At 47.4% G+C, this 4,329-nt stretch carries 4 protein-coding genes; all 4 read left to right on the forward strand.

From position 1 onward, the window contains the following. Positions 1-536 precede the first annotated feature (536 nt). Positions 537-1,568, forward strand: a complete 1,032-nt coding sequence (locus AB7S66_RS11520; protein ID WP_428520147.1) for a hypothetical protein — start codon at positions 537-539, stop codon at positions 1,566-1,568. A gap of 70 nt (positions 1,569-1,638) precedes the next feature. Further along, positions 1,639-2,094, forward strand: coding sequence for a tripartite tricarboxylate transporter TctB family protein (locus tag AB7S66_RS11525; protein WP_428520149.1), 456 nt, complete (start codon positions 1,639-1,641; stop codon positions 2,092-2,094). A gap of 15 nt (positions 2,095-2,109) precedes the next feature. Continuing rightward, on the forward strand, positions 2,110-3,600 hold the full coding sequence (locus AB7S66_RS11530; RefSeq protein WP_428520151.1) for a tripartite tricarboxylate transporter permease: 1,491 nt from the start codon (positions 2,110-2,112) through the stop codon (positions 3,598-3,600). Then, a partial coding sequence (locus AB7S66_RS11535; RefSeq protein ID WP_428520153.1) for a UxaA family hydrolase occupies positions 3,597-4,329 on the forward strand: 733 nt, incomplete at its 3' end. The genes AB7S66_RS11530 and AB7S66_RS11535, both read left to right, overlap by 4 nt.

The following is a 4,329-nucleotide window of genomic DNA, read 5'->3' on the forward strand; positions in this document are numbered from 1 at the left end:
CTGGTCATTGTCAGCACGTTCCTGTCCCTGATCTCGATTCCGATTTGGGGAATGATTTTATAGTATGTGTACGTTATGAGTAGCTGTATAAAATTCTAATGCCATTATACATAATTTAGTACATATCCTCGTGGTTTATGAATTTGAGACAATGAATGCAAAGGGTACTCATCAGTGAAAACTTGGGAATAGGTATATATAATTTGTTGTATTACAAATACAAAAATGCGATTAGGTTATATTTTACTGATATACTCGTACCTATACAATGGCTGTATATTCTTTACACAAGTTAGTTGATTATTTCATACATTATTATAGAAAAATCAAAAAGTTTTTGAAAAATATCATTTTTTCGTTGACATATGGAAAATCCGCGCTTAGTCTATTGATATGGATAGGGCGTTATATCCGGGAGCATATTGCCTTGCCTGGAAGCGGTCGCTGTTCATCTGTTAGGGATTTGGACCTGTTACAGGGATCCTCATATTGAAATCCTCATCCGGGGATGCCTAGTTTAGAAAGGAGAGTATCGTATGAAGAAACTATTGCTTCTCTCGCTCTGTTTGATGTTAGCCGGTGGTGCACTGTTCGCAGCAGGTGCCGGTGAGGAAGCTGTTCCCACTTTTGAAGGGAAGAATGTTCGTGTTGTTATTGGTTCCACCTCAACCGGTGGTGATTCCTATTTGATCGCTGAGACCGTCAGCCGCTATCTTGGCAAGGAACTTGGTGCAAACCTGAAAGTTGATGCTGTAGGTGCTGCTGTTGCACTGGATGCCATGCAGACCGTCAAACCCGATGGGAACACCATCATGATGTTCCATGACATGACCTATCTTGGCATCTCCTTTGGGGCATATGACGAGATGTACAGCCTTGAGAATATGACCGTTGGTCCTCGTATTGCACAGAACCCTGGCAGTGCTTGGGGTGCAAAGGTTGAGGCTCCCTATGACAGTCTTGCTGAGGTGCCTGAATACCTGAAGCAGAATCCTGATGCAGTAGTGCGCATGGCTTGTGAAGCTGGTGGCGTCTCCCACGTTGGGTTCATTGTATACTGGCAGTGGGTCATGGATACCTATGGTGCTGACATTGCTGATAGAATCCGCGTAGTAATTGGTGGATCAACCGGTGACAAGCTCCAGATGCTCTGGGACGGAAATGCTGACATCATCTTCGCCGACTACACCAGTCTTCTGCAATACACCCAGACTGATGATCCTAAGCTCGCCATGAAGTATGTGGGTCTTCTGGACAACATCGAGGGAGTTGATGAGGCCAGTTATGCTGATCTTGGCATCACCCTTGACGGAAAAGAATTCCGTTTCGCAAAAGACTTCCTGATTTACTTGCCGAAGGATTTCCCTGCTGAGTTGTTGGCTGAGCTTGATGCTGCCATGAAGAATGTCAATGCTGATCCTGGCTTGAAGGCTGACCTGGGCAAGATGAACTTCCGTCCTGGTAAGTACCTCAATGCCGAAGAGAGCAAAGCATTCATCTATGATAAGCGTGACAGCCTCCAGGGTCTGATCGACAGAGCTCCGTCCTTGGATGATCTGGTTCTGTAATACTTTTGATTCCTAATGGTATACTGACTGCAGGACCTATGCCCTGCAGTCAGTCTATGAGGAGAAACCTATGCCGCATATTGATTACAAACTTTCAACGTCCCACTGGATCTTCCCTCCGATCATCATGGGAATCTTGGCCTTCCTTGCCATCATCATGCTGATCCAGCGTGCATTGAAGTGCAAAAGACAGGGAACGCCGTTCTTCAATTTCAAGAACTATCATTTCTTTGAGAAGGATTGGGATAAGGTACGACTTCCGGGAACCTTGATCCTTCTTGTCCTATATATCCCCTCTATGGAACTGCTCGGGTTTCTTCCTGCATCGATTATATTTATCTTCTTGTTCAATGTATTGTTTGTAGGGATTCATCAGCTATCCTCCATTCCCGTTGCCTTCAAGACCAAGAAATTCTGGTCGAACCATGACTTCAGGTCCTTGCTGATCTCCCTGATTATTGCAGTCGTATCCTCGCTGCTAATCTGGTTCTTTTTCGGCCAGGTCTTCAAGATTACCCTGCCGTAACAGAGGAGGTACATAATGGAAATTTTTGCATTCGGACCGCTACAGATTGTGATGTCTCTTTTGGGCGTAGTAATCGGTGTTGTATTTGGCTCCCTTCCCGGCATGACAGCAACGATGGCGATTGCCATCTTCCTTCCCCTTACTTATGCTTATAATCTTACCACCAGTTTGTTCCTCTTGTTGGGACTCTATGTTGGCGGTATCTCTGGTGGATTGATCCCTGCTATCCTGTTGAATATCCCAGGGACTCCTTCTTCCATCTGTACTGGATTTGATGGATTTCCCATGGCAAAGCGTGGAGAGGGACTCAGGGCACTCAGGATTGGTATCACCGCAAGTCTGGTTGGTGGGTTTATCAGTCTTGCCAGCCTCTGGTTCTTTACCCCGCCACTTGCACGCGTGGCGATCAACTTCTCTGCTATAGAGAAGTTCCTCATCATTGTATTTGCCCTTACCATCATTGCTGCCTTGAGCAAGGGAAGCATGATCAAGGGGATCTTTGCCGGGTTTGCCGGTGTATTGATCTCTCTCATTGGGCAGTTTGCTGACAACAATACGATGCGCATGGTGCCTAAGTTGTTCCAGGTTGATCTCCGCATGGGCTTCCAGCTTCTGCCTGTACTGATTGGTCTTTTTGCCTTGGTACAGATTTTCCAGGAGGCTGAGACCGGTATCAAGGAAGAACATCAGGACATCGATTTGAACCATGAAACCCGTACGTTCTCTTTCAAGGATTTCAAGGGACAGGGCTTCAATTTGCTACGTAGTGGTCTTATCGGGACCTTTGTCGGGGTTCTTCCCGGTGTTGGAGGCTCAGCAGCTTCCTTGCTCTCCTATTCACAGGCGAAGAGTATGAGCAAGCATCCAGAGAAGTTCGGTACCGGCTATATTGACGGCTTGGTGGCAAGTGAAGGGGCCAACAACGGCTTGACCGGTGGTGCCTTGATTCCCTTGCTCTCACTTGGTATTCCCGGAGACAGTACCACTGCGGTACTTATTGGGGCCTTCATGCTCCAGGGAATCCAGGTTGGACCACTGTTCATCACCAACAACCCTGATATCTGGAAAACAATCCTGGTTGCCATGGGTATTGCAAACATCTTCATGTACATTGTGATGTTCTATCCGATCAAGTATATCGTGAAGATCATCAACTTCCCGAAGGCGAGAATCTATCCTGTCATTATCCTGCTCTGTACGGTCGGCAGCTACGCGACCCAGAACGGAAATATGTTTGATGTATGGGCGATGCTCTTCTTTGGTGTGGTTGGGTATGTCTTTGCAAAGTTCAAGTACAGTATTCCCTCATTCCTCATCGGCTTCATTCTTGGTAGTGACCTTGAGAAGTACTTTGTTGATTCAATCAAGGGCTCTGGAGGGGACTTGATGACATTCTTCTCCCGCCCGATCGGGAACGTCATCTGGGTCCTGATCGTAATCTCCTTGGCATATGCTTTCTATGATGAGTGGAAGACAAAGAGACTGGCGAGGAAGGCAAAGAAATGAATGCATTGCTCCTGAAGATCGATCCAAGGGATACTGTTGCCATTATCACTGAAGCCTCCCGCAAGGGTGATGTGGTTGATGGTATCACGCTCCTCTCTGACATTCCCCAGGGACATAAGGTGGCCCTGCGGGATATGCAGAAAGGGGATGAGGTCATCCGCTATGGTGTGGTGCTTGGCTATTTGCTTGAAGGGGTGAAGAAGGGTGCTTGGATTAACGAAAACTCCCTTGAGTTACCACTTCAGCCATCTCTGGATGCGCTTTCTTTCAAAGAGCCAGAAGAAGTAGTACTTCCCCAACCGAAACGCACCACTTTCGAGGGATATGCGAATCCAAATGGGGGGTATGCCGGGACGCGTAACATCCTTGCCATCACCACCACGGTACAGTGTGTCAGTGGGGTGGTGGACCAATTGGTGAAACGAATTCAGGCTGAATTGCTTCCTCAGTATCCAAATGTTGATGGAGTGGTTGCCATAAACCACGCCTACGGGTGTGGGGTTGCGATCAACGCACCCGATGCAGTCATTCCTATCCGATCGATCAGGAACACCATCAAGAATCCCAACTTCGGGGGGGAAATCATGGTGGTGGGGCTTGGCTGTGAGAAACTCACCGTCGATAAGCTGCTCAGTGATGAAGAGAATACCCCAGAGAATGTCATAATCCTTCAGGACTATCCAGGCTACGGGTCCATGATGGATGCCCTGCTTGCGATGGCAGAGGCCA

The organism is Sphaerochaeta sp. (assembly GCF_050178175.1).
In the GTDB taxonomy this organism is placed as follows: Bacteria; Spirochaetota; Spirochaetia; order Sphaerochaetales; family Sphaerochaetaceae; genus Sphaerochaeta.

Coding starts and splice junctions, on each gene's coding strand:
- AB7S66_RS11520 (WP_428520147.1), top strand. CDS start 537: ATGAAGAAACTATTGCTTCTCTCGCTCTGTTTGATGTTAGCCGGTGGT.
- AB7S66_RS11525 (WP_428520149.1), top strand. CDS start 1,639: ATGCCGCATATTGATTACAAACTTTCAACGTCCCACTGGATCTTCCCT.
- AB7S66_RS11530 (WP_428520151.1), top strand. CDS start 2,110: ATGGAAATTTTTGCATTCGGACCGCTACAGATTGTGATGTCTCTTTTG.